Genomic DNA, 22,255 nt, shown 5'->3' with positions numbered 1-22,255 from the left:
GGCGGTACGAACCCTCCCCCAGCCGTAGTGCGGAGGTACCCCTAGGGGCAGTCCACCGCCGGGTGGAGGCGATCTAGGGGTCGGCTCCACCCTCCGGTGCTCCGAGACTGCCCCCTGCCGCCGCGTGAGGGTCAAGTGGGAGAGTGGCCGCCGGCAGATGGATGCAGGGGGAAGGAATCCGCGTGGACGACACGAAGCCGTCGATACGGGAGTCCGCGCGGCACGTTTCCACCCACCGGCGCGGGGCCGTCGTAGCGGCTCTGATGCTCGCGATGGCGCTCGCCGCCCTGGACTCCACCATCGTCTCCACGGCGGTCCCGCAGATCGTCGGCGACCTGGGCGGCTTCTCCGTCTTCTCATGGCTGTTCTCCGGCTATCTGCTGGCCGTGACGGTGACGCTGCCGGTGTACGGCAAGCTCTCCGACACCTTCGGGCGCAAGCCGGTACTGATCGCGGGCGCGGCGGTGTTCCTGCTCGGCTCGCTGCTGTGCGCGCTGGCGTGGAACATGGGGGCGCTGATCGCCTTCCGGATCGTCCAGGGGCTCGGCGGCGGGGCCCTTCAGGGCACGGTCCAGACACTCGCCGCCGACCTCTACCCGCTGGAGGAACGCCCGAAGATCCAGGCCAAGCTGTCCACGGTGTGGGCGGTGGCGGCGGTCGCGGGGCCGGGCGTCGGCGGGGTCCTGGCGGCGTACGCGGACTGGCGGTGGATCTTCCTGGTCAACCTGCCGATCGGGGCGGCGGCGCTGTGGCTGATCGCGCGGTATCTGCACGAGCCGGTCCGGGAAGCGCCCTCCACGCGTGCGCGTGTCGACTGGGCGGGCGCGCTCGCGGTGTTCGCGTGCGGGGGCGTGCTGCTGACGGCGCTCGTGCAGGGCGGGGTGGCGTGGCCCTGGCTGTCGTGGCCGTCACTGGCGCTGTTCGGTACGGGACTCGCCCTGGTTGCCGTCGTGGTCCTGATCGAACGCCGGGCGGCCGAACCGATCATCCCCGGCTGGGTCTGGCGCCGCCGCACGATCGCCGCGGTGAACCTGGCCCTGGGCGCGCTGGGACTGCTCATGGTCGCCCCCACGGTCTTCCTGCCGACGTACGCCCAGTCGGTGCTCGGTCTCGCCCCGGTCGCCGCCGGATTCGTGCTGTCCGTATGGACGTTGAGCTGGCCGGTGTCGGCGGCACTGAGCCAGCACGTGTACCGGCGCATCGGCTTTCGCAACACGGCGTTGCTGGGCATCGGAGCGGCGGCCCTGATCCTGTTCGCCTTCCCTCTGCTCCCCTATCCGGGCGCGGCCTGGCAGCCCACCCTGCTGATGCTGCTCCTGGGCGGCGCGCTGGGCCTGTTCCAACTACCCCTGATCGTCGGGGTCCAGTCGACGGTCGGCTGGGCGGAACGCGGCACGACGACGGCCTCCGTCCTCTTCTGCCGCCAGACCGGCCAGACGGTGGGCGCGGCGGTCTTCGGCGCGGTGGCCAACGGGGTGCTGGCGAGCCGCCTGGGCGGCGCGACCGACCTCGACTCCGTCACGCGCGCGTTGGGCGCGGGCACGGCGCCGGAGGCGACCCGCGCGGCCATCGCGGACGCGGTGCACATGGTGTACGTGGGCGCGGGGTGCGCGGCGGCCCTGGCGTTCGTGGCGCTGTTGTCGCTGGCGCCGCGGAGGTTTCCGGTGATCGAGGAGCAGTGAGCGCGGGCTCGCCGGGGCAACCCCGAGGCGAACCGGTCAGAAGACCATCTGGCTGAGCACGAACACGGCGCAACCGACAGCAGGAGTGCGCTGATCGCCGTCTTGCAGGGGCCGTCACCGCGGAAGCCGCGGACCTCGATCCGTACGGGATCGAGCGGGTCGTAGAGCACGTCGACCTTGTCGTGCGGGAAGGACCCCAGACCGGGCGGGTACGTCTTGAAGTGGGGCGACTCGGCGACGACCTCGCGCCCACCGGGCGGGGTGAAGGACACGAGGGGACACAAGCGCGCCCCGCCCTCGCCGTCCGCCCTCGCCGTCATCGTCCTCCCGCGCCCCGAGCACCTCCGCCTCGGCCCACCGCCCCCGGCTCCGGAGCCGGAACTTGCGGCAGACGTCGACGGCCTCCCCCACTCCGAAGAACAGGGTCGGCGGATTTTTCCCTGCACCCCAGGTAGGCATCCGTACACACTTCGGCGCGCTCAAAAGTCCGAGTTAACGCGGGTAACACCCCAGGTCAGAGAAGTAAGCGCATACCGACCGATCAGTTTGTCAAAAGGGCTGTGCAACGTCGAACCGACGAGTAACGTGCGGGGCTCCGCTCCCCCACCCACCCCCCAACTCCCTGCGGTCCGCCGCGCCGGGCCCGAGCCACGCAAGGAGCACGGGATGTCCCACAACCCGTCACAGCCGTATCCCACCTACCCCTGGCAGCCACCCGAACCGCCGCCCCGACCCGCCCCACACCGCTCGCGGGACCGCTCCCCGCTGGGCCACCACAGCGACCTGCGGATCCTGCGCGGCGCCTACCGCTGGCAGCGGCGCACCGCCACGCTCACCGCGCTCGGCTACTTCACGCTCTTCCTCGTCCTGTCCGCCTACGCGCCGTCCTTCATGGCGAGCAGCGTCACCCGCGGACTGCCCACCGGGCTGCTCCTCGCCCTGCTCCAACTGCCCGTCACCTGGCTGGCGATCGCCGTGTACGAGCACACCGCGCGCCGCTACGTCGACCCGCTCGCGGACCGCATCCGCAAGCAGTCCGAGGTGGACGCCAGGCGAGGGGCGGCGGCGCGATGACCGGCTTCAGCGACTCCGCGCAGGCCATGAGCCTGGTGGCGTTCTCCGCCGTCGCCACCGTCACCCTCCTGCTGTGCGTGATGACCGGCCCGGACGGCGACGACCTCGACGAGTTCTACACCGGCTACAGCTCCCTGTCCGCCATGCGCAACGGCCTCGCCATCGCGGGCGACTACATCTCCGCGGCGACCGTGCTCGGGACGGGCGGGGTCATCGCCCTGTGCGGCTACGACGGCATCGTCCTCGCACTCAGCACGGTCCTGTCGCTGATGCTGCTGATGTTCCTGCTGGCCGAACCCCTGCGCAACGCGGGCCGGTTCACCATGGGCGACGCCCTCGCGCGCCGGATGCCGGGACGTGCGGTACGCGTCGCCGCCTGCCTGGTCACCCTCGCCGCGCTGCTGCCGCTGATGCTGGTGCAGCTCGCCGGCGCCGGCCAACTGCTGGCGTTCATCCTGGGGTTCTCCGGCGACTCGCTGAAGACGGGCTTCATCATCGGCCTGGGCCTCCTGATGATCAGCTACGCGGCTATCGGCGGCATGAAGGGCACCGCCCTCATCCAGATCCTGAAGATCGTCATGCTGCTCGGGTCGGGCGCCGTGATCGCCGTACTGGTGATGAACCGGTTCTCCTGGGACCCGGGTGCGCTGTTCGACACGGCGGCCCGGCAGAGCGGGGTGGGGCCGGGCTTCCTGCGGTCCGGGCTGGAGTTCGCCGGCGGGCCGTATCCGCGCCTCGACATGATCACCTCGCAGCTCGCGGTCGTCATCGGCGGGGCGTGTCTGCCGCACGTCACCATGCGCATGTACACGGCCTCCAGCGCCCGTCAGGTACGGCGTTCGATGTCCTGGGCGGTGTCCGCGGTGGCCGTGTTCGTCCTGGTCATCACGGTCGTCGGGGTCGGGGCGACGGCGATGATCGGGCGGGCGGTGATCGCGGAGGCGGATCCGCAGGGCAACACGGCGTATCTGCTGGGCTCCCGGGCGGTGTTCGGGCCCGACGTGTCGACCGGAGAGACGTTTCTCTTCACCACGGTCACCACGGCGCTCTTCCTCACCCTGCTCGCCTCCGTCGCCGGCATGATCCTCGCCTGCGCCAACTCCCTCGCCCACGACGTGTTCGCCGCCCGGGCGCCGTCGATGCCGCCGCACCGCGAGATCCTGCTGGCCCGGGTGTCCGCGCTGGCGGTCGGCATCCCCACGATCCTCCTCGCGACGCTGATCCAGCACCGCAGTCTCCAGCCGCTGGTGATCCTGTCCTTCTGCGTCGGCGCGTCCGCGCTGGCCCCCGCGCTCGTCTACACCCTCTTCTGGCGGCGCTACACGCGGACGGGGCTGCTCTGCACGCTGATCGGCGGCACGGTCACGGTGCTGGCGCTGATGCCGGGCACGAATCTCGTCTCCGGGTCACCCGTGTCCGCCTTCCCCGAGGCCGACTTCAACTGGCTGCCGTTCACGACGACCGGCCTGGTGTCCATCCCGGCGGGCTTCCTGTTCGGCTGGCTGGGGACGGTGGTCTCGGGGCGGCGGAAGGCGGAGGAACAGCGGAAGCAGTACGAGGCAATGGAGGGGTGGATTCTGGCGGGGGCCGTGCGGAGGGGGTGAGGGCCGGGGTCGCGTGTCGGGCGCGGGTCGGCGAGGGGTCGGGGCTGGGCCGTGTGCCAGGCGCGGGCCCGTGGGGGACGCCTGGGCCGGGGTTGTGTGTCGGGCGCGGGCCCGTGGGGGACGCCTGGGCCGGGGTTGTGTGTCGGGCGCGGGTCTGTGGGGGCTCGTCGCGCAGGTCCCCGCGGCCCTGGGTGGGTGACGAGGCCGGTGCCTGGGCTGCGGTGTCGGTCAGTCGCGCTGGGGGCCCTGGCCGTCACTCCGTCGCTGCCTTGCCCGTAAGGGCCGTCAGACTGCTGCGTACGTGGTCCATCTGGGCCTGGACCGCGTCCCAGCGCTCGGCGTGCTCGCGCAGCACCCGCTCCGTCTCCCGGGCGATCCGCTCCTCCTCGCCCCGCGCCTCCGCGAGGATCTCCGCCGCACGCGCGCGTGCGTCCTCCTCGTGCTGCCCCACCGACGCCTCCGCCTCCGCGAACCCCCGCTTCGCCTCCGACAGCGCCTCCTCCGCCCGCGCCACCCGTTCGGCGCACCGCGCCTCGGCCTCGGCCGCCCGCTTCTCCTCGGCCCGCTCCACCTCGGCCCACCCCTCCGCCTGCTCCCCGGCCTGCTCGGCGAGCATCGCGATGGTGCGCTGGCGTACGTCGCGCAACGCGGCGAGCGCCTCTCCGCGCCCCTGTTTCACCTCACGCCGGGCGGTGACCCGGATCTCGTCGGCCTCGGCGCGCGCGGCCAGCAGCCGCTGACGGGCGCGTTCGTCGGCCTCGGCGCGCACGCTGTCCGCATGCGCCTGTGCGGCGTTACGTACGCCGTCGGCGTGCGCCCGCGCCTCGTCCGCGATGTTCTGCGCCTCCTGCCGCGCCCTCTCCCGGACGGCCTCGGCCTCCTCCTGCCCCAACTCGAAGAGCCGTCGCGCGCCCTCGCCGAGGCTCTCGTACGACTGCGGGGCCAGCTCCGCCACGACCTCCCGCAGCCGCACCGCGTCCGCCTCCATCTCCCTGGCGAGCACGGTGAGCCGGGCGGCCCGTTCCCAGGCGGCGTCACGGTCCCAGGACAGGGCGGCGGCGTACGCCTCGACCTGTTCGGGGCGGTAGCCGCGCCCCCGTACGGCCACGAACCCCGGGGGCGACACCGGTGCGCTGCTCATCCTGGAACCCCTCTCCGCCGACGACCCGAACGGGCGCGAAATGATGATTTCGCGCACATCTTGATGTATCGGACGGAAATGTCTATAACGCGACACTCCGTGCGTGAGACGTCGTCGTCACGGATCGTCACATCGCCGCGTGCGCACAGAAAAGGGCCGGACCTGGCCGCTTGACCAGGTCCGGCCCTCCACGCGCGCGTGGATCAGCGGTGACGAGGGGTCATGCGGGCCTCACAGCAGCCCGTCCCACATCTGTTCGAGCAGCACCGACCACCAGCTCTCCGGCGAACCCAGCGCCGCCGGGTCGAGCGAGGCCAGCTGAGCCTGGAAGTCGACGGTCCAGCGGCCTGCCTGCTCCTGGTTCAGGCCGAAGCGAAGCCGCCACATCCGGCCCAGCAGTGCCAGACAGCGCTGGAACTCGGGCAGCCCCGTGTTCACGAACTGCGGCGGCACGGGCGCACCGCCCGGCCCGGCCTCCACGGGTACGGCGACGATGTTCGCGGTGCCGTACTGCACACAGATCGCCTTGCCGAAGTCGCTGCCCATGACGAGGTACGAGCCCGCGTCGGAGGCAGGCTGCACCCCGCGCTCGGCCGCCAGCTCGGCCAGCGTCGGCACCGGCCGCCCCGGCTGGGCCTGCGCCCAGAAGAACGGGCCCATGTCGAACGGCAGTCCCGCCACGACCAGCGAGTGCGCGACGACCGGCGGCACGCCCTGGCGGTCCACCGCGACCTGCTCGAACCGGAAGATCCCCGGCCCGAAAGCCCCCGCCAGCTCCTGCGCCACACCCTCCGGCGGGATCGGCGGCACTGCCTGCACGGGCGGCAGCGGCGCGCGCACCGGTGCCGGGCGGGCAGGGCCATCCGCCACCTGGTGCAACTCGCCCTGGTGCGCCAGCAGTTGCTGCATACCCTGCTGCCGGCTCGCGTGATCCGTGCCGTACGGCGCGATGCTCGCGATCCGCGCCTGCGGCCACTGCTCCCGGATCATCCGCGCGCAGTACGCCCCGGGCAGCTCGCAGGACTCCAACTCGGTGTGGAGCTCCAGCACTTGGTCCGGGGGTACGTTCATGCCGCGCAGCTCGTGGAAGATCTGCCACTCCGGGTGCGGTGTCCCCGGCGCCGACCGCCGGATCAACTGCTGCTCCGACCCGTCCTGCGCGCGGTACCTGAGGACTGCCTGGTAGCCGGGCCCGACGGTGGGTTGCGACTGCTGGGGGTAGCCGTAGGCCGGGGGCGGGGCGGCGGCGGAGTGCGGTGGTGCGGGGTGTCCGGGGCCGGGGTGTCCCGGTACGGGCTGCCCCGGGGCCGGATGGCCGGGAGCGGGGTGCCCCTGCGCGGGTTGCCCCGGCATCGGCTGCCCGGACGCCGGCTGTCCCGGCATCGGCTGTCCCGGGGGAGGTACCGGGCCCGGGGACGGTACGGCACCCGGAGGCGGGGGCGGCATCGTGCCGGGCGGCATCGACGGCGGGCCGCCGGAAGCGGCTCCGGGGGCGCCGGGGAACTGGGGGACGCTCGGGGCTCCGGGGGCATCGGGAGAGCTTGGACCACCGGGATAGCCGGGGGCACCGGGGGCGCCGGAAGAACCCGGAGCACCCGGATAACCCGCACCACCAGAGGCGCCGGAAGAACCAGAGGCACCGGAAGAGCCCGCGGCCCCGGGAGCACCGGGAGCCTGCGGCGGTGGAGGCACACCCGGGCCGCCCACCGGCGGTGCCGACAACACGGTCTCCGCGTGATGCACGGCTCCGGGACCGGTCCGCGGAACCCCGGGGGCGCCGGGAAGGTGCGGGGCGCCGGGAGTACCGGGGGCACCAGGGGCACCAGGGGCACCAGGAGCTTGTGGCGCGCCGGGAGCGCCGGGAGCGCCGGCCGGCCGGGAAGCGCCGGGCCCACCCGGGGCACCCGGGGCACCCGGGAACTCCGAAGCGCCAGACCCTCCCGACGCACCCGGGGCACCCGGGAACTCCGAAGCGCCAGACCCTCCCGACGCACCCGGGGCACTCGGAAACCGTGCTGCACCCTGGGCACCCGGAGACTGCGGCGCACCGGCCGCATTCGGGAACTGTGAGGCGCCCTGGACGTCAGAAGGCCGAGGCGTGCCCGGGGCACCAGGCGGCTGCGGGGCACCAGAGCCACTTGGCGCACCCGGAAGCCCCGGGAATCCCGGGGCGCCCGGCGGAGGCGGAGTGGGCGCGGCAGGGGCCGACGGCGGGCCCGGAGGCTGCGGTGCCCCCGAACCCGAGGCCCCCTCCCCACCCGGTGCCGACACGAACTGGGTCGGCACATACCCGGCACCAGGAGCAGGCGGCGGAGTCACGCCCCCCTGCTGCGCACCCGGCACCCCAGGGGCGCCCGGCGGAGGCGGCGGAGCCGACCCACCGGCCGCTCCCCGCGACGGTGGCGCCAGCTTGCTGGTGGCCACATCAGCGATGTCCCCTGCGCTGGGCGCGGGCCTGGGAGCACCCGGGGCCCCCGGCACACCGGCCTCAGGACCACCGACGGGCCCTTGCGGATACCCGTACGAAGACGCACCCGGCGCAGTCGGAGGCACGGCACCGGCGCCCGCACCACCCGAGGCAGCCTGCGGATAGCCGTACGAGGAAGCTCCCGGCGCGGACGGAGTCGGCTCAGCCGCCCCACCCGGACCCTGCGGATACCCGTACGAAGACGACCGTCCGCCCCCCGAGATCCGCGCAGTGCTGGAGTCCGGGATCTCAGAGACCTCCACGATCTCCGAGGCGTCCGCGACCTCCGCGACCTCAGAAGCCGGCAAAGCCTCCGCCCCGTCCTCCGCACCAGCACCGCCGTCGCTCACCGGCGCCGAGAACACCGTGTCCGGCAACGCCACGGAGAGGTCCTCACCCCCGTTGGTGTCGGCCCCCGTCCACGGCCTCGCCCCGGCCGGGGCACCCGAACCGGAACCGGAATCCGAACCCGACCGACCGTCCCCCGCTCCAGAAGACCCGTCCCCGTCGGCCCCCGAGATCCCCAACTTGTCCGCCGCATCCTGCAACCACTCCGGCGGCGACAGAAGAAACGACGTCTGGTTCAGGTCGACCCGGGACGCGGCGGACGAACCTCCCGCCTCCTCGCCCCCGTCCTCCCGCCCGTACTCCTCCTCGTACCGGCGGATCACCTCACCCACCGGCAACGAGGGCCACAGCGTGGCCTCCCCGCTGTCCCGGGCGATCACCAGCCGCTGCGCGCCCCCGTCCGAACGCGGCCCCTCCGCACGGTCCTCGGCCCACACCACGAACCCGAGGCCGAACTCCCGCACCCGCACCTCACGATGCTGGTACGACGGCACATCCCCGTTGATCCACTCTTCCGCGCGCTCCTGCGCCTGCGCGAACGTCACCATCGCTGAAGCTCACTCCCCCGACACGGAAGAAGACACGGGAACGGAACGGGCGAACCCACCGTCCACCATCAGGTTCGCCACCGTCTCCAACTCCGGCGGATTACCGGCCAGTCGGGACAGGAAGACGTCGAAGTCGTCACCGCACGGCAGCAACAGCCGCCGCACCCGCTCCGCCGGCGGAACCGACGGATCGACGTCGCGCGCGTCGTCGTAGGCGCAGAACCAGACCGAACCGATCCCCTCGCCCTTCACCTTCACGGCCAGCAGACCGCCCTGGACGAAGCCGACACCGAGGTAGTCCTTCGTCAGATGGTCCCGCAGGCACTTGTTGACGTACACGAGGTCGTTGACCGCCGCCTCGTCGCGCACCGTGAAGAACGGCTGGTCGACCAGGAGTCCCAGCTCCGCGTCGAGCGCGGCCCCCACCGGCGCCGACCCGCCCGCCGCCTTCAGGAAGGACCGGTACGCGCCCGGCAGCCGGTAGCCGAGATCCTCCTCGACCCCCTGCACCTGCGACTCCGTCACCGCCACCGACGACTTCGGCAGCCCGAAATGCGCCGGCCGCGTCTCCTGCAACGGCCGCGTCCCCCGCTTGTTCTGGTCGACACGTGTCGTCGCGATCCCGCCGTGATGCCGCAGCAGCGCCTTCACCTCGACCGGGATCAGCTCCAGCCGCCGCGAACCCACCACGTGATGCCACGTCCAGCCGTGCGGCGTCGCCACCGCGGGCACCGTGTCCCACAGCTCGTGACCGGTCGCCGACAGGGCCGCGTTCGCCGACACGTAGTCCGTCAGCCGCAGTTCGTCGACCCCGAAACCCTCCGGCGGCTCGGCGATCTCCGCGGCGGCACGCGCGTAGGGCGAGAAGTCGGGGTAGCCACGCTCGTCCACCCGCACCCCTCTGGGATGACGCGCGGCCCGGACCGGATCCGGGAAATGCACGACCTGCCCGGCATAGGCCGCGTTCGGCGGCGCGGCTTGTTGCCCGAGCCGACCTGTCGTCATGGCGAAAGCCCCCTGCGGCGCTCTGGTACGACCCGCGGCGACCCCTTGGGCAAAGCAGGGCCGCCACGCGCCGTATCGACTGTCTCGTCCGTCTCCACGCGTCAACCGCGCGCATCGCGGCGACCACTTGGATCGCGATGCCGACAGCCTATGCGGTACGACGACACCGGTCACCGGCCACCGGCCAGCCCCACTCCGCTTGCGTGACCGGTCATCACCCCACGGTGACAGCCCGCCCGAACCCGGGCGTGTCGCAGCGCCCCAGCTTCCGCACCAGCCACGCCATTTGGCAGTCTGTGACCTCCGGGGGGATGCTCGGGAGGGAATGACGATCATGAACACGACGCAGACGGGACCGCACACAGGGCCGCACACGGGCACCACGACCGGCACGAACGCCGGGCCGCACGCCAGCCCGCACGCCGGCCTCAACGGCGATCCCCGCATCGGCTGGAGCAGCGCCGAGAGACCCCACGCGCCCACCCTCCGCCACCGCCGCGACGGCATACTGCCCACGGTCGCCGCCGCCCTCTCCGTCCGCGGCGCCACCCTCACCTCCACCGCCGCCCGCGGCGACCAGGCCCCGCCGCTGCACCCGCTCGTCCAGGATTTCCTCGACACCCTCGGCAGCGACCGACGCGACCGCTTCACCGGCCGCTGCGCCGAGACCCTGCTCATATCCCGGCACATCGCGGCCGCCGACGAGGCCCGCAGCAAGCGCGCCGCCCGCAAGCCGATGACCAACGGCGAGGCCCGCCGCGCCCTCAAGCAGGCCAAACTCACCGCCCGCCGCATCCGCGAGGACGGCGACCCGCTGCACGGCAGCTTCGCCGCACCCTGCCGCGCCTGCACCGCCCTCAGCGCCCACTTCGGCGTACGCATCGTCGACCCGACGGCGAACGGCGGCTGACACCCCCACCCCACACCCCTGTCGTACGACCCGCACGACGGCGCCCCACGCGCCCGGCGCCCGCCCATGACCTCGACGAACGCGAAGGGCAGATGCACCCCGACCGCACCGGCACCACCCGCTTCCCCGTCCCCGTCGACGCCGCCCTGCGCGCCGCCGGCTGGCAGCCCGGACGCTGGGACATAAAACAGGCCGAGATCTGGGCCGACGCGCTGCGCGAACACACCTCGCCCGCCGGACACCGGCACGCCGTGTTCCCGGCCGCCGTCGAGGCCTGGGCCGAGTTCGGCGGACTGCACCTGACCCCGGCCGGCCCCGGCCGCCAGGTCGCCCCGGCCCGCCTCCACCTCGACCCCCTGCACGGCCTCCACATGGCCCGCACCCTCGTCGACCTCGGCCGTGCCCTCGGCGCCGAGGTCTGCCCCCTCGGCGCGGAGACCGACACCCAGGCACTCCTCGCCATCGACACCGACGGCCGCGTCTACGCCCTCGACCACACCGGCGACTGGTACCTCGGCCCCGACATCGACCAGGCCCTCACCGGCCTCGTCTCCGGCATCGAGCCGGCCCGTCTCACCGCGGGCTGACCGCCCGGCCCTACACCGCCGGAATCACCGCCGACACCCGGAAACCCCCCGCCTCCGTCGGCCCCGACACGAACACCCCGCCCAGCGCGGAGACCCGCTCCTTCATCCCCACCAGGCCGTTGCCCCCCGACGGCAACCGCGCCGACGTGAGCGACGACACCTCCGGCGGCGGTTCGTTCTCCACCTGCATCGCGATCTCCGACACCCGGTGCGCCAGCCGTACGTGCGTCTTCGCACCCGCCGCGTGCTTGTGGACGTTCGTCAACGCCTCCTGCACCACCCGGAACGCCGTCTGCTCGATCTGCGCGGCGTACGACCGCACATCACCCTCCACCGACAGGTCCACGGCCATCCCCGCCGCGGCCGACTGCCCGATCAACGTCTCCAGATCGTCCAGACACGGCCCGTCGGCCTCCGCCACGACCCGCGTGGCGGCCGCGGCCGCCGCCACCCCCACCGCGACCAGCGGAACCGCCGCCCGCTCCTGCCGCCCGGAACCGTCCCCACTGCGCAGCACCCCGAGCATCTCGCGCAGCTCGGTCAGCGCCTGCCGACCCATGTCCCCCACCAGGGCCGCGTTCTTCACGGCCTTCTCGGGATCCTTCCGGGCCACGGCCTGAAGCGCGGCCGCGTGCACCACCATCAGGCTCACCCGATGTGCCACGACGTCATGCATCTCGCGAGCGATACGGGTCCGCTCCTCGCCCCGCGCCCACTCCGCGCGCTCCTCGGCCCGCTCGGCGAGCAGCTGAAGCTCCCGCTCCAGATCGTCGGCCCGCTCCCGCAGGCTCTCCATGAGCCGGCGCCGAGCCCCCACGTACAGCCCGAGCAGCAGCGGCGGCGCGGTCATCCCGATCGCGGTCGTGATCGACGCGAAGGGTACGAACCAGTCGCCCAGGTCCAGTTCGCCGTGCGCCATGTCCTGCCGCACCCGCACGAACATCACGATCAGCATGCCGACCAGCGACATCCCCGCCAGCGAGCCGATGATGCGGCGCGGCAGCTCGGACGCGGCGAGCGTGTACAGGCCGACGATGCCCATGAGGTAACCCATCTGGGCCGGTGTGATCGCGATGCTCACGAGCACGACGGCGATCGGCCACTTGCGCCGGACGACCAGCACCGACCCCGTCAGCACACCGAACACGATCCCCGCGGCCATGGGGATCCCCGCGTCCTCCGCGAACCGGATCCCCTCGAACGCGCACTCCACCGCGGACGCCGACGCCAGGCCCACGTCCAGCACCGCACTACGCCACCTTGCCCACCACCACGGCCCCGTCTGAGCCGCGGTGGTGTCTTCCCCCGTCGTGGTCATGGCTCCAGCCTACGTTCGGCGCCCGCAGGTTTTCCGGTGCATTTCGACGACTGGCCTACACCACATTGAGTGACCGATCGACCACGAATCCACCCGATATCCCTCGAACTGCTGAATCGCTCACCGTTCGATCCCGGAAGATCGCATTCCGCCCGGACGGTCGCGTTGCGGCGACAGGGCTACAGCCTTCGGCAGATCCGGGATGAACTTCAGGTCCACAACAAGGAGACTCTTCAGCGCCTCGTCGAGGGTGGGCCGCCACCGGCATGGACGAAGCGGCCGCGCGCGAAGGACGATCTACGCAAGAGGGCGCGAGAACTGCGGGCGCTGGGCCGGACGTACAGCCAGATCCAGGCGGAGCTGGGGTGCTCGAAGAGTTCGGTGTCGCTATGGGTGCGGGACCTGCCGCACCCGGAGCCCACGTGCACAACGGAAGAACAGCGCGCACGCATGCACGCCGGACTGGCACGCCTCCAGGACGACCAGGACCAAGAGCGTCGAGCGACCAAGGCTGCTGCGGCAGCGACCGTCAGAGAGCTGTCGGACCGCGAGCTTTTCTTCGCGGGCGTGGCCCTCTCTACTGGGCCGAGGGCGCCAAGGACAAGCCGTACCGCCGGACCGAGGTCCTGCAGTTCATCAACAGCGATCCCAACGTGATCAGGCCCTTCCTGCGCTGGCTCGAGTTCCTCGGCTACAACGGGAGCGCCTGACCCTGCGCGTCAGCATCCACGAGACCGCAGACGTGGAGGCCGCCGAGAGGTTCTGGGCCGGCGTCGCCGGTGTCGACACGTCAGCATTCAGCAGAGCGACCCTGAAACGGCACAACCCCCGGACGGTTCGCAAGAACACCGGAGACACCTATCAGGGCTGTCTCGTGATGTACGTCCGGCAGAGCGCCGATCTGTACCGTCGCATGGAGGGCGCCTGGTACGGCATAGTAGGAGCCGCCACTCGGCAGCCTGACTAAATGTCCGGTTCGGCCGAATTTGTTCCCCCGTGGTGTAATTGGCAGCACTGTGGCTTTTGGTGCCATCTGTCCGGGTTCGAGTCCTGGCGGGGGAGCCATGCACCGTTCGGGCCCTGACAGCACTGTCAGGGCCCGCTCCCATGTCCCCCGGGAAACGCCCCGGTATCCTGCGGATGTCACCCCACCCCCTCCACAGCCGAAGGGCATCCCGTGAGCGCCATTCGCCCGGCAGCCGTCGTCGTTCTCGCAGCGGGTGAGGGCACCCGTATGAAGTCGGCCACACCCAAGGTCCTGCACGAGCTGTGCGGTCGCAGCCTCGTGGGCCATGTGCTCGCCGCCGCCCGTGAGTTGGACCCGGAGAACCTCGTCGTGGTCGTGGGGCACGCCCGGGAGAAGGTCACCGCCCACCTCGCCGCCACCGACGCCGACGTACGAACGGCCGTGCAGGCGCAGCAGAACGGCACCGGGCACGCGGTGCGGATGGCGCTGGAGGAGCTGGGTGGCCGGGTCGAGGGGACCGTCGTGGTGGTCTGCGGGGACACCCCCCTGCTGACCGGCGAGACCCTCAACGCCCTCGCCGCCACGCACTCCGCGGACGGCAACGCGGTCACCGTGCTCAGCGCCGAGGTGCCGGACGCGACGGGGTACGGGCGGATCGTGCGGGACGAGACGTCCGGTGCCGTGACCGAGATCGTCGAGCACAAGGACGCCTCCGAGGCGCAGCGGGCGATCCGGGAGATCAACTCGGGGGTGTTCGCGTTCGACGGGCAGTTGCTGGCGGACGCGCTGGGCAAGGTGCGGACGGACAACTCGCAGGGTGAGGAGTACCTCACCGACGTTCTCGGGATTCTCCGCGAGGCCGGGCACCGCGTCGGTGCCTGTGTCACTGCCGACCACCGTGAGATCGCCGGGATCAACAACCGCGTGCAGCTCTCGGAGGCGCGGCGGATCCTCAACGACCGGTTGCTGACCGCCGCCATGCTCTCCGGGGTGACGGTGATCGATCCGGCGACCACGTGGGTGGATGTGACCGTGACCTTCGGTCAGGACGCCGTAGTGCACCCGGGTACGCAGTTGCACGGCTCGACGCACATCGGCGAGGGCGCCGAGGTGGGTCCCAACAGCCGGCTGACCGACACCGTCGTCGATGCGGGCGCCCGGGTCGACAACACCGTCTCCTACAGCTCCCACATCGGCGCCGGCGCGAGCGTGGGGCCGTTCGCCTATCTGCGTCCCGGCACCCGTCTGGGCGCGAAGGGCAAGATCGGGACGTACGTGGAGACGAAGAACGCCTCGATCGGGGAGGGGACGAAGATCCCGCATCTCTCCTATGTGGGCGACGCGACGATCGGTGAGTACTCGAACATCGGCGCCGCGAGCGTGTTCGTGAACTACGACGGTCAGGACAAGCACCACACGACGGTCGGGTCGCATTGCCGTACGGGTTCGGACAACATGTTTGTGGCGCCTGTCACGGTCGGGGACGGTGCGTACACCGCCGCAGGGTCGGTGATCACGAAGGATGTGCCGCCCGGTTCGCTGGCCGTGGCCCGTGGCCAGCAGCGGAATATCGAGGGCTGGGTGGCCCGGAAGCGTCCGGGAAGCGCGGCGGCGAAGGCTGCCGAGGCGGCTTCCCGGGAGGACACGAGCGAGGGCTGACCGGAAACAGGTGCGCCGAAGTCGTCGTACCGTGATAACTGCACACCCGCACCCCACCAGCTGAGACGGCCCGTCGCGCCCAGCGGCGCGGTCTGTCGGCACCCAGCTGTGACACCTCTGAGGAGACAGTGCTGTGACCGGGATCAAGACGACCGGCGAGAAGAAGATGATGTTCTTCTCCGGCCGCGCCCACCCCGAGCTTGCCGAGGAGGTCGCCCAGCAGCTGGGTGTCGGGGTTGTCCCGACCAAGGCCTTCGACTTCGCGAACGGCGAGATCTACGTCCGCTACCAGGAGTCGGCGCGTGGCGCGGACTGCTTCGTGATCCAGAGCCACACGGCTCCGATCAACCAGTGGATCATGGAGCAGTTGATCATGATCGACGCCCTGAAGAGGGCTTCGGCGCGCTCCATCACGGTCATCGTGCCGTTCTACGGCTATGCGCGGCAGGACAAGAAGCACCGTGGTCGTGAGCCGATCTCCGCGCGGCTGATCGCGGATCTGATGAAGACGGCGGGCGCGGACCGCCTCCTGACCGTCGATCTGCACACCGACCAGATCCAGGGCTTCTTCGACGGTCCGGTGGACCACCTGTTCGCGCTGCCGCTGCTGGCGGACTACGTGGGCAGGAAGCTGGACCGGAACAAGCTGACGGTGGTCTCTCCGGACGCGGGCCGGGTGCGGGTCGCGGACCGCTGGTGCGACCGGCTGGGTGCGCCGCTGGCGATCGTGCACAAGCGGCGTGACAAGGACGTGGCGAACCAGGTGACCGTCCACGAGGTCGTGGGTGAGGTCAAGGGCCGGGTGTGTGTCCTGGTCGACGACATGATCGACACGGGTGGCACCATCTGCGCCGCGGCGGACGCGTTGTTCGCGCACGGTGCGGAGGACGTCATCGTGACGGCGACGCACGGTGTGCTGTCCGGTCCGGCCGCGGACCGGCTGAAGAACTCCCGGGTGAGCGAGTTCGTGTTCACGAACACGCTGCCGACGCCGGGTGAGCTGGGCCAGGACCTGGACAAGATCACGGTTCTGTCGATCGCGCCGACGATCGCGAGCGCGGTGCGTGAGGTGTTCGAGGACGGGTCCGTGACCAGCCTCTTCGACGAGCAGTAAGACGTGCGGTAAGCCGTGCGGTAAGCCGAAAAACGCTTCTGCATGATCGATTTTTCTGTGGCCTCCCTGGCTGAGTAGACTGTGCGAGTTGCTCGGCGAGGGAGGCCGTATCCATGGATACGGCGATCCGTTATCGACGCGCTCTTCGTAGCAGGCCGTTCGTGGCCGGGTGACCACGTCCGTTCTCTTTCTACGAGGAGTGATCCGTATGTCCGAGGTCAAGCTCACCGCCGAGACCCGCAGCGAGTTCGGCAAGGGCGCCGCCCGCCGTATCCGCCGTGACAACAAGGTTCCCGGTGTTCTGTACGGTCGCGGTTCCGACCCGATCCACCTGACCCTCCCGGGCCACGAGCTGCTGCTCGCGCTGCGTACGTCGAACGTCCTGATCTCCCTGGACATCGACGGCAAGACCAACGAGCTGGCCATCCCGAAGTCCGTGCAGCGTGACCCGATCAAGGGCTACCTGGAGCACGTCGACCTCCAGCTGGTCAAGCGCGGCGAGCAGGTCAACGTCGAGATCTACGTCCACACCGAGGGTGAGCTGGCCCCGGGTGCCTTCCTGCTGGAGCACGTCCTGAACGCGCTTCCGGTCGAGGCCGAGGCCACGCACATCCCCGAGTCCGTCACCGTCTCCATCGAGGGTCTGTCGGCCGGCGACTCCGTGCTCGCCAAGGACATCCCGCTGCCCAAGGGCACCAAGCTGGCTGTCGAGGAGGACACGGTCGTCCTGCAGGTCCTGGCCGCGCAGGCCGAGGAGTCCGAGGGCGAGGCCGGCGAGGGTGACGCGGCCGCCGAGGCCTGACCGACGGTTCGGCCGTAGCTGTCGCGTCGCCGCTTCCCGGCGCCCGGCACCGCGGTAGCGATATACGCTCCAGCCGCCGCCCCCCGTTTCAGGGGGCGGCGGCTGCGGCATGTGCAGAGGAGAGATGGACGTGACCACCCCCACCAACGCCCCCTGGCTGATCGTCGGCCTCGGAAATCCCGGGCCCGGGTACGAACGCAACCGGCACAACGTGGGCTTCATGGTGGCCGATCTGCTGGCCGAGCGGGTCGGGGGCCGGTTCAAGCGGGCCGGCAAGGCGCAGGCGCAGGTCGTGGAGGGGCGGATCGGACCGGCCGGCCCCGCGAACCGGCGGGTGGTCCTGGCGAAGCCGATGTCGTTCATGAACCTGTCCGGCGGTCCGGTGAACGCGCTCAAGGACTTCTACAAGGTGCCGGTCGCCAACATCGTGGCGATCCATGACGAGCTGGACATCGACTACGGCGTCCTGCGGCTGAAGCTGGGCGGCGGGGACAACGGTCACAACGGGCTGAAGTCGATGACGAAGGCGTTCGGGGCGGAGTACCACCGGGTGCGGTTCGGGATCGGGCGTCCTCCGGGCCGTATGCAGGTCGCGGACTTCGTGCTGAAGGACTTCTCGTCGAGCGAGCGCAAGGAGCTCGACTACTTCGTGGATCGTGCGGCCGACGCGGTGGAGGCTCTGGTGATCGAGGGGCTGGAGCGGGCGCAAAGCACGTACAACTCCTGACTTGTCCGTCGGCCCGCCGGGCCGGAGTTGACCCCGTGCAGGACCATGGCCAATGATCCCGGCCATGCCTGCCACAGCCGTCCCGTCCCGTCGAGCTTCCCGCCGGGCCCCGGCCGCCGCGCTGCGGTTCGGCCGGCTCGCGTCGATGGGCGTGGTGGCGGTGCTGATCCTGATCGCGGGCGTGTGGGCGTCCTGGGGCAGCGCGCAGTACGTGATGCTGACCAAGGGGCGGGAGCGCGGCACGATCGAGGTGGCGCGGTGCGGGCAGGACGTGTGCAGCGGTCCGTACACGCCGTTGTCGCACGGGTCCGTGGCGCGGGACCAGGTCGACATCGAGAGGTCGGTGGCGGTGGAGAAGGGCCGGGCCTACTCGGTGGTCGTGAAGCCCGGCAGCGATGACGTCGTACGGTCCGGGCCCGCCGGTGTGCTCTATTCCTGGGTGCCGATGGGCGGGGCGCTGCTGCTCGCCTCGGTGGTCGTGGCGGGCGGCCTGCGCAAGTCCGGGCTCGCGTGGGTGCTGGCGGGGTCGGGGGTCGGGCTGCTCACGGCGGCTTTCGTGGCCATCTGACAGCTTTCGCCGTTCTCCGCTTCTGTGGAGAACGTGAGTGTTGTCTGTTCGTGATTGACCAGAGGTCAGCCACGGCTGGATGCTGAGCCGCCCCCTCCACATCTTCCCGTTCCACTCTCGAAGATGGATTACTGCCCCATGCGTATCCTCACCCGCTTCGGCGTCCTGTCCGCCGCGGCCTCGGCAGCCTTCCTGGTCGCCCCGGTCGCCCACGCCACCCCTCCGGGTGACAACGGCACCGTGAAGATCCACGACGCCACCACCGGCGAAGAGCTCCGCAAGAACGAGCCGCACGTCTGCACCTTCTACCTCGACGCCTTCGGCTTCGACGCCGTCCAGGAGGTCGACTGGCACATCGAGGCCTGGGCCCCGACGGCCGATGTCAAGGGCGAGACCGTGAAGTCCGGCGAGATCACGCTGGACAACGACGGCCACGGCCGTACGGACGACCTGTCGCTGCCCGACGGGCACTACAAGCTGTTCTGGAACTTCGACGGGGAGAAGGGCGCCGCCAAGCACAAGGTGTTCTGGACGGACTGCGCGGACGAAGAGGGCGGCGGCGGTACGACGGCCACGCCGACGGCGTCGCCCTCCGGCACCCCCGGTTCGGGCGAGTCCGCCTCCCCCAGCGCCGAGCCCAGCACCGGGACGAGCGCCGAGCCCAGCGAATCCGCCGAGGCCGGGGATTCCCCGTCGGCCTCCTCCTCCGCTTCCGCGCAGGGCTCCACCGGTGACCTCGCCGAGACCGGCAACAGCGCTCCGGTCGGCCTGCTCGCGGGTGTCGCCGCCGCCCTGACGGCTGCGGGCGGTTACCTCGTGGTCAGGCGGCGCCGGGCCTGACGCAGAACCGAGAAGCGGTGCCCCTGATCTCTCGGGGGCACCGCTTCTTTCTGTCAAGGAGGGTCAGCCGGTGTTGCGCAGGCCCGCGGCGACGCCGTTGACCGTCAGGAGCAGGGCGCGGGCGAGCAGCGGGTCGGCGGGCTCGCCGGCGGCGGCCGCGTCGCGCTGGCGCTTGAGCAGGGTCACCTGGAGGTAGGAGATCGGGTCCAGGTAGGCGTCGCGGATGGAGAAGGTCTGCTTGAGGACCGGGGTGGCGTCGAGGAGTTCGTCCTCGCCGGTGATCTTCAGGACCTCGCGGACGGTGAGCTCGTGCTCGGCCTCGATGTCGGCGAAGACGTGCTGGAGCTCGGCGGGGACGAGGGTCTCGACGTAGTGCCGGGCGATGCGCAGGTCGGTCTTCGCGAGCGTCATCTCGACGTTGGAGATGAAGTTCCGGAAGAAGTGCCACTGCTCGTGCATCTCGTCGAGCACGGTGTCGAGGCCGGCCTCGCGCAGCGCCTTGAGGCCGGAGCCGACGCCGAACCAGCCGGGGACGATCTGCCGGGACTGGGTCCAGCCGAACACCCACGGGATGGCGCGCAGGCCGTCGAGGGAGACGCCCGAGCCGGGGCGGCGGGAGGGCCGTGAGCCGAGGTGCAGGTCGGCGAGCTGGTCCACCGGTGTCGACGCGAGGAAGTACGTCGGCAGGTCCGGGTCCTCGACGAGCCTGCGGTACGCGGCGTGCGCGGCGTCCGACACGACGTCCATCGCCGCGTCCCAGCGGGCCAGGGCCTCGTCGGACTGGCGGGGGGCGGTGTGCAGGGCGGACGCCTGGAGGGTGGCCGCGACCGTGAGTTCCAGGTTCTCCCGGGCCAGGGACGGCACGAGGTACTTGTCGGAGATGACCTCGCCCTGCTCGGTGACCTTGATCTCGCCCTCCAGGGTGCCCCAGGGCTGGGCGAGGATCGCGTCGTGGGAGGGGCCGCCACCGCGGCCGACGGTGCCGCCGCGGCCGTGGAAGAGGCGCAGGCGTACGCCGTACCGGTGGGCGACGTCACGCAGCCGCCGCTGCGCCCGGTGGATCTCCCACTGGCTGGTGGTGATGCCGCCGAACTTGGAGGAGTCGGAGTAGCCGAGCATGACCTCCTGGACGTCCCCGCGCAGCGCGACCAGGCGCCGGTAGGAGGGGTCGGAGAGCATGTCCTCCAGGATGGTGTCGGCGGCCTTGAGCTCGTCGGTGGTCTCCAGGAGCGGCACGATGCCGATCTTCGCCCACCCGGCGTGCAGGTCGAGAAGACCCGCCTCGCGGGCCAGCACCGCCGCCGCGAAGACGTCGTCGGCACCCTGGCACATCGAGATGATGTACGACTCGATGACCTCGGGCCCGAAGACCTCCAGGGCGCGCTTCACGGTCTGGAAGACACCGAGGGTCTTCTCGCCTGCCGCGTCGACCGGAGCCGGGGTGGGCGCGAGGGGCCTGCGGGAGCGCAGCTCCTTGGCGAGCAGCTTGGACCGGTACTCGCGGGGCATGTCCGCGTACCGCCAGGACTCCTCGCCGAGGCGGTCGAAGAGCTGCCCGAGGGCGTGGTGGTGGGCGTCGGCGTGCTCGCGGACGTCCATGGTGGCGAGCTGGAGGCCGAAGGCGGACAGCGTGCGGATGGTGCGGTCCATCCGGCCGTCGGCGAAGAGGCCACCGCGGTGTTCCCTGAGCGAGCTCTGGATCAGGGTCAGGTCGTGCAGCAGTTCGCCGGTGCCGAGGTAGTCGCGGCCGTCCTCGTGCGGGATGCCCCTGGCCAGCCGGGTCTTGGTGTTCTCCAGCTTCTGCCGGATGCAGGTCGCCTTGAGGCGGTACGGCTCCTCGGCGTTGAGGCGCTTGTAGCGGGGGCTGATCTCCGGCAGGCGCTCCAGGTCGGCCTTCAGGGACTCCAGGAGTTCCTCGGTGGCGCCGGTGTAGCGGATGGAGTTTGACAGGAAGCCGCGCAGCTCGTCGATGAGCTCCAGGGCGTCGTTGATGCCGTGCTCGTGCTGGAGGATCAGGACGTCCCAGGTGACCTGGGGGGTGACGTTGGGGTTGCCGTCGCGGTCGCCGCCGATCCAGGTGCCGAAGGTGAGGGGGCGGGTGGCGTCGGGGATCCTGACGCCGACGCGCTCCAGTTCGGCCGTCAGGTCCTCCAGGACGTCGCCGACCGCGCCGGCGTGCAGCTCGTCGAGGTAGTAGATGGCGTTGCGGGCCTCGTCGGCGGGCTCGGGGCGTACCACCCGGAGTTCGTCGGTCTGCCAGACGAGGTCGATGTTCTCGGCCAGACGGGTGTCGTGGCGGCGCCGGTCGGTCTCGATGACCGGGGTCTCCAGGAGGGCCGCGATCCGGCGGAGCTTGTTCAGCACGGAGCGGCGGGCGGCCTCGGTCGGGTGGGCGGTGAAGACCGGGCGGACGTTGAGGTTGGCGACGGTCTGGCGCAGGTGCTCGGGGTCGGCGTCCTTGAGGCGGTCGGCCGTACGGGCGAGCAGACCGCCCTCGGCGGCGCGCCGGGCCCGCAGCTCACGGCCGCGGTGCACCTGCTCGGTGACGTTGGCCAGGTGGAAGTAGGTGGAGAAGGCGCGCACCAGCTTGGCGGCGGTCTCCAGTTCGGTGCCGCGCAGCAGTTCGGCGGCGGCCTCGCCGTCCTCGCGGGTGAGGCGGCGCACCTTCTCGACGAGTTCCAGCAGCTCGGGGCCCTCCTGGCGGACGAGGGTCTCGCCCAGGAGGTCGCCCAGCCGACGGATGTCGGCGCGCAGCTCGGTACTGGTCGATGTGGCGCTCGTAGTGAGGTCGTCGGCACTGCTCACAGGTGCGGCTCCTTGCAGTGTTGAAGCTCGTCCGGCAGGGGAACCCGGACGGCGGTCGTGCGGCAGCCGCCGCATACGGCCGGGCCATC

At 71.3% G+C, this 22,255-nt stretch carries 16 protein-coding genes, 1 tRNA gene and 1 pseudogene; 13 read left to right on the top strand and 5 right to left on the bottom strand.

Annotated elements, in window-relative coordinates:
- The first annotated feature begins 161 nt into the window (after positions 1 to 161).
- The 3 genes from ABZT06_RS28795 to ABZT06_RS28785 all read left to right on the top strand — a co-directional run bounded on the left by ABZT06_RS28795 (position 162) and on the right by ABZT06_RS28785 (position 4,360).
- Positions 162 to 1,682 carry an MFS transporter gene (locus ABZT06_RS28795; protein ID WP_355747323.1) on the top strand — a complete coding sequence of 507 codons (1,521 nt, stop codon included), beginning with the start codon at positions 162 to 164 and terminating at the stop codon, positions 1,680 to 1,682.
- 666 nt (positions 1,683 to 2,348) lie between these two features.
- The gene (locus tag ABZT06_RS28790; RefSeq protein WP_355746994.1) at positions 2,349 to 2,756 is read left to right on the top strand and encodes a DUF485 domain-containing protein; all 408 of its coding nucleotides are present in this window, start codon (positions 2,349 to 2,351) and stop codon (positions 2,754 to 2,756) included.
- Positions 2,753 to 4,360: a cation acetate symporter gene (locus ABZT06_RS28785; RefSeq protein WP_355746991.1), complete on the top strand. Its 1,608-nt coding sequence runs from the start codon at positions 2,753 to 2,755 to the stop codon at positions 4,358 to 4,360. The genes ABZT06_RS28790 and ABZT06_RS28785 overlap by 4 nt, the downstream gene beginning before the upstream one ends.
- Before the next feature lie 253 nt (positions 4,361 to 4,613).
- Here ABZT06_RS28785 and ABZT06_RS28780 read toward each other — a convergent pair whose 3' ends face one another.
- From ABZT06_RS28780 to ABZT06_RS28770, 3 genes are all read right to left on the bottom strand, one after another.
- The gene (locus tag ABZT06_RS28780) at positions 4,614 to 5,501 is read right to left on the bottom strand and encodes a cellulose-binding protein (protein ID WP_355746988.1); all 888 of its coding nucleotides are present in this window, start codon (positions 5,499 to 5,501) and stop codon (positions 4,614 to 4,616) included.
- A 231-nt stretch (positions 5,502 to 5,732) separates the two neighbouring features.
- Positions 5,733 to 8,864, bottom strand: coding sequence for an SUKH-4 family immunity protein (locus ABZT06_RS28775; RefSeq protein ID WP_355746985.1), 3,132 nt, complete (start codon positions 8,862 to 8,864; stop codon positions 5,733 to 5,735).
- A 9-nt stretch (positions 8,865 to 8,873) separates the two neighbouring features.
- Positions 8,874 to 9,869 carry an SMI1/KNR4 family protein gene (locus ABZT06_RS28770; RefSeq protein WP_355746982.1) on the bottom strand — a complete coding sequence of 332 codons (996 nt, stop codon included), beginning with the start codon at positions 9,867 to 9,869 and terminating at the stop codon, positions 8,874 to 8,876.
- A gap of 325 nt (positions 9,870 to 10,194) precedes the next feature.
- Here ABZT06_RS28770 and ABZT06_RS28765 point away from each other — a divergent pair, with 325 nt between their 5' ends.
- Both ABZT06_RS28765 and ABZT06_RS28760 read left to right on the top strand, forming a co-directional pair.
- Positions 10,195 to 10,779: a YwqJ-related putative deaminase gene (locus ABZT06_RS28765; RefSeq protein ID WP_355746979.1), complete on the top strand. Its 585-nt coding sequence runs from the start codon at positions 10,195 to 10,197 to the stop codon at positions 10,777 to 10,779.
- 92 nt (positions 10,780 to 10,871) lie between these two features.
- Complete coding sequence (locus ABZT06_RS28760; protein WP_355746976.1) at positions 10,872 to 11,366, top strand: SUKH-3 domain-containing protein; 495 nt, start codon at positions 10,872 to 10,874, stop codon at positions 11,364 to 11,366.
- A 10-nt stretch (positions 11,367 to 11,376) separates the two neighbouring features.
- Here the strand turns inward: ABZT06_RS28760 and ABZT06_RS28755 are convergent, their stop codons facing one another.
- Positions 11,377 to 12,684 carry a histidine kinase gene (locus tag ABZT06_RS28755; RefSeq protein WP_355746973.1) on the bottom strand — a complete coding sequence of 436 codons (1,308 nt, stop codon included), beginning with the start codon at positions 12,682 to 12,684 and terminating at the stop codon, positions 11,377 to 11,379.
- Between the two features lie 108 nt (positions 12,685 to 12,792).
- Between ABZT06_RS28755 and ABZT06_RS28750 the strand changes: the two are divergent.
- The 8 genes and pseudogenes from ABZT06_RS28750 to ABZT06_RS28715 all read left to right on the top strand — a co-directional run bounded on the left by ABZT06_RS28750 (position 12,793) and on the right by ABZT06_RS28715 (position 19,361).
- Positions 12,793 to 13,651, top strand: a pseudogene (locus ABZT06_RS28750) (hypothetical protein).
- A 23-nt stretch (positions 13,652 to 13,674) separates the two neighbouring features.
- Positions 13,675 to 13,749, top strand: a tRNA-Gln gene (locus ABZT06_RS28745).
- 112 nt (positions 13,750 to 13,861) lie between these two features.
- The gene (gene glmU / locus ABZT06_RS28740) at positions 13,862 to 15,310 is read left to right on the top strand and encodes a bifunctional UDP-N-acetylglucosamine diphosphorylase/glucosamine-1-phosphate N-acetyltransferase GlmU (RefSeq protein WP_355746970.1); all 1,449 of its coding nucleotides are present in this window, start codon (positions 13,862 to 13,864) and stop codon (positions 15,308 to 15,310) included.
- Positions 15,311 to 15,443: 133 nt separating this feature from the next.
- On the top strand, positions 15,444 to 16,424 hold the full coding sequence (locus ABZT06_RS28735) for a ribose-phosphate diphosphokinase (RefSeq protein ID WP_355746967.1): 981 nt from the start codon (positions 15,444 to 15,446) through the stop codon (positions 16,422 to 16,424).
- A gap of 208 nt (positions 16,425 to 16,632) precedes the next feature.
- Positions 16,633 to 17,226 (top strand): 50S ribosomal protein L25/general stress protein Ctc, encoded by a 594-nt coding sequence (locus tag ABZT06_RS28730; protein ID WP_355746964.1) that lies wholly within the window; start codon positions 16,633 to 16,635, stop codon positions 17,224 to 17,226.
- 124 nt (positions 17,227 to 17,350) lie between these two features.
- Complete coding sequence (pth, locus tag ABZT06_RS28725) at positions 17,351 to 17,953, top strand: aminoacyl-tRNA hydrolase (RefSeq protein ID WP_355746961.1); 603 nt, start codon at positions 17,351 to 17,353, stop codon at positions 17,951 to 17,953.
- A 52-nt stretch (positions 17,954 to 18,005) separates the two neighbouring features.
- Complete coding sequence (locus ABZT06_RS28720; RefSeq protein WP_355746958.1) at positions 18,006 to 18,521, top strand: hypothetical protein; 516 nt, start codon at positions 18,006 to 18,008, stop codon at positions 18,519 to 18,521.
- Positions 18,522 to 18,659: 138 nt separating this feature from the next.
- Complete coding sequence (locus tag ABZT06_RS28715; RefSeq protein WP_355746955.1) at positions 18,660 to 19,361, top strand: LPXTG cell wall anchor domain-containing protein; 702 nt, start codon at positions 18,660 to 18,662, stop codon at positions 19,359 to 19,361.
- A 63-nt stretch (positions 19,362 to 19,424) separates the two neighbouring features.
- Here ABZT06_RS28715 and ppc read toward each other — a convergent pair whose 3' ends face one another.
- On the bottom strand, positions 19,425 to 22,166 hold the full coding sequence (gene ppc / locus ABZT06_RS28710; RefSeq protein WP_355746952.1) for a phosphoenolpyruvate carboxylase: 2,742 nt from the start codon (positions 22,164 to 22,166) through the stop codon (positions 19,425 to 19,427).
- Positions 22,167 to 22,255 lie beyond the last annotated feature (89 nt).

Origin of the sequence: Streptomyces sp. NPDC005483, assembly GCF_040606035.1 — a bacterium.
Lineage (GTDB): Bacteria > Actinomycetota > Actinomycetes > Streptomycetales > Streptomycetaceae > Streptomyces.
Note: the sequence above shows the minus strand (reverse complement) of the source record. Positions and strands in the feature narration are given on the sequence as shown.

What these genes read in the sequence shown, in the direction of transcription:
- ABZT06_RS28775 (WP_355746985.1), bottom strand. Translation starts at nt 8,864, where the DNA reads ATGGTGACGTTCGCGCAGGCGCAGGAGCGCGCGGAAGAGTGGATCAAC.
- ABZT06_RS28715 (WP_355746955.1), top strand. Translation starts at nt 18,660, where the DNA reads ATGCGTATCCTCACCCGCTTCGGCGTCCTGTCCGCCGCGGCCTCGGCA.
- pth (WP_355746961.1), top strand. Translation starts at nt 17,351, where the DNA reads ATGGACGTGACCACCCCCACCAACGCCCCCTGGCTGATCGTCGGCCTC.
- ABZT06_RS28795 (WP_355747323.1), top strand. Translation starts at nt 162, where the DNA reads ATGCAGGGGGAAGGAATCCGCGTGGACGACACGAAGCCGTCGATACGG.
- ABZT06_RS28780 (WP_355746988.1), bottom strand. Translation starts at nt 5,501, where the DNA reads ATGAGCAGCGCACCGGTGTCGCCCCCGGGGTTCGTGGCCGTACGGGGG.
- ABZT06_RS28730 (WP_355746964.1), top strand. Translation starts at nt 16,633, where the DNA reads ATGTCCGAGGTCAAGCTCACCGCCGAGACCCGCAGCGAGTTCGGCAAG.
- ABZT06_RS28720 (WP_355746958.1), top strand. Translation starts at nt 18,006, where the DNA reads ATGATCCCGGCCATGCCTGCCACAGCCGTCCCGTCCCGTCGAGCTTCC.
- ABZT06_RS28785 (WP_355746991.1), top strand. Translation starts at nt 2,753, where the DNA reads ATGACCGGCTTCAGCGACTCCGCGCAGGCCATGAGCCTGGTGGCGTTC.
- ABZT06_RS28770 (WP_355746982.1), bottom strand. Translation starts at nt 9,869, where the DNA reads ATGACGACAGGTCGGCTCGGGCAACAAGCCGCGCCGCCGAACGCGGCC.
- ABZT06_RS28765 (WP_355746979.1), top strand. Translation starts at nt 10,195, where the DNA reads ATGACGATCATGAACACGACGCAGACGGGACCGCACACAGGGCCGCAC.
- ABZT06_RS28755 (WP_355746973.1), bottom strand. Translation starts at nt 12,684, where the DNA reads ATGACCACGACGGGGGAAGACACCACCGCGGCTCAGACGGGGCCGTGG.
- ABZT06_RS28760 (WP_355746976.1), top strand. Translation starts at nt 10,872, where the DNA reads ATGCACCCCGACCGCACCGGCACCACCCGCTTCCCCGTCCCCGTCGAC.
- ABZT06_RS28790 (WP_355746994.1), top strand. Translation starts at nt 2,349, where the DNA reads ATGTCCCACAACCCGTCACAGCCGTATCCCACCTACCCCTGGCAGCCA.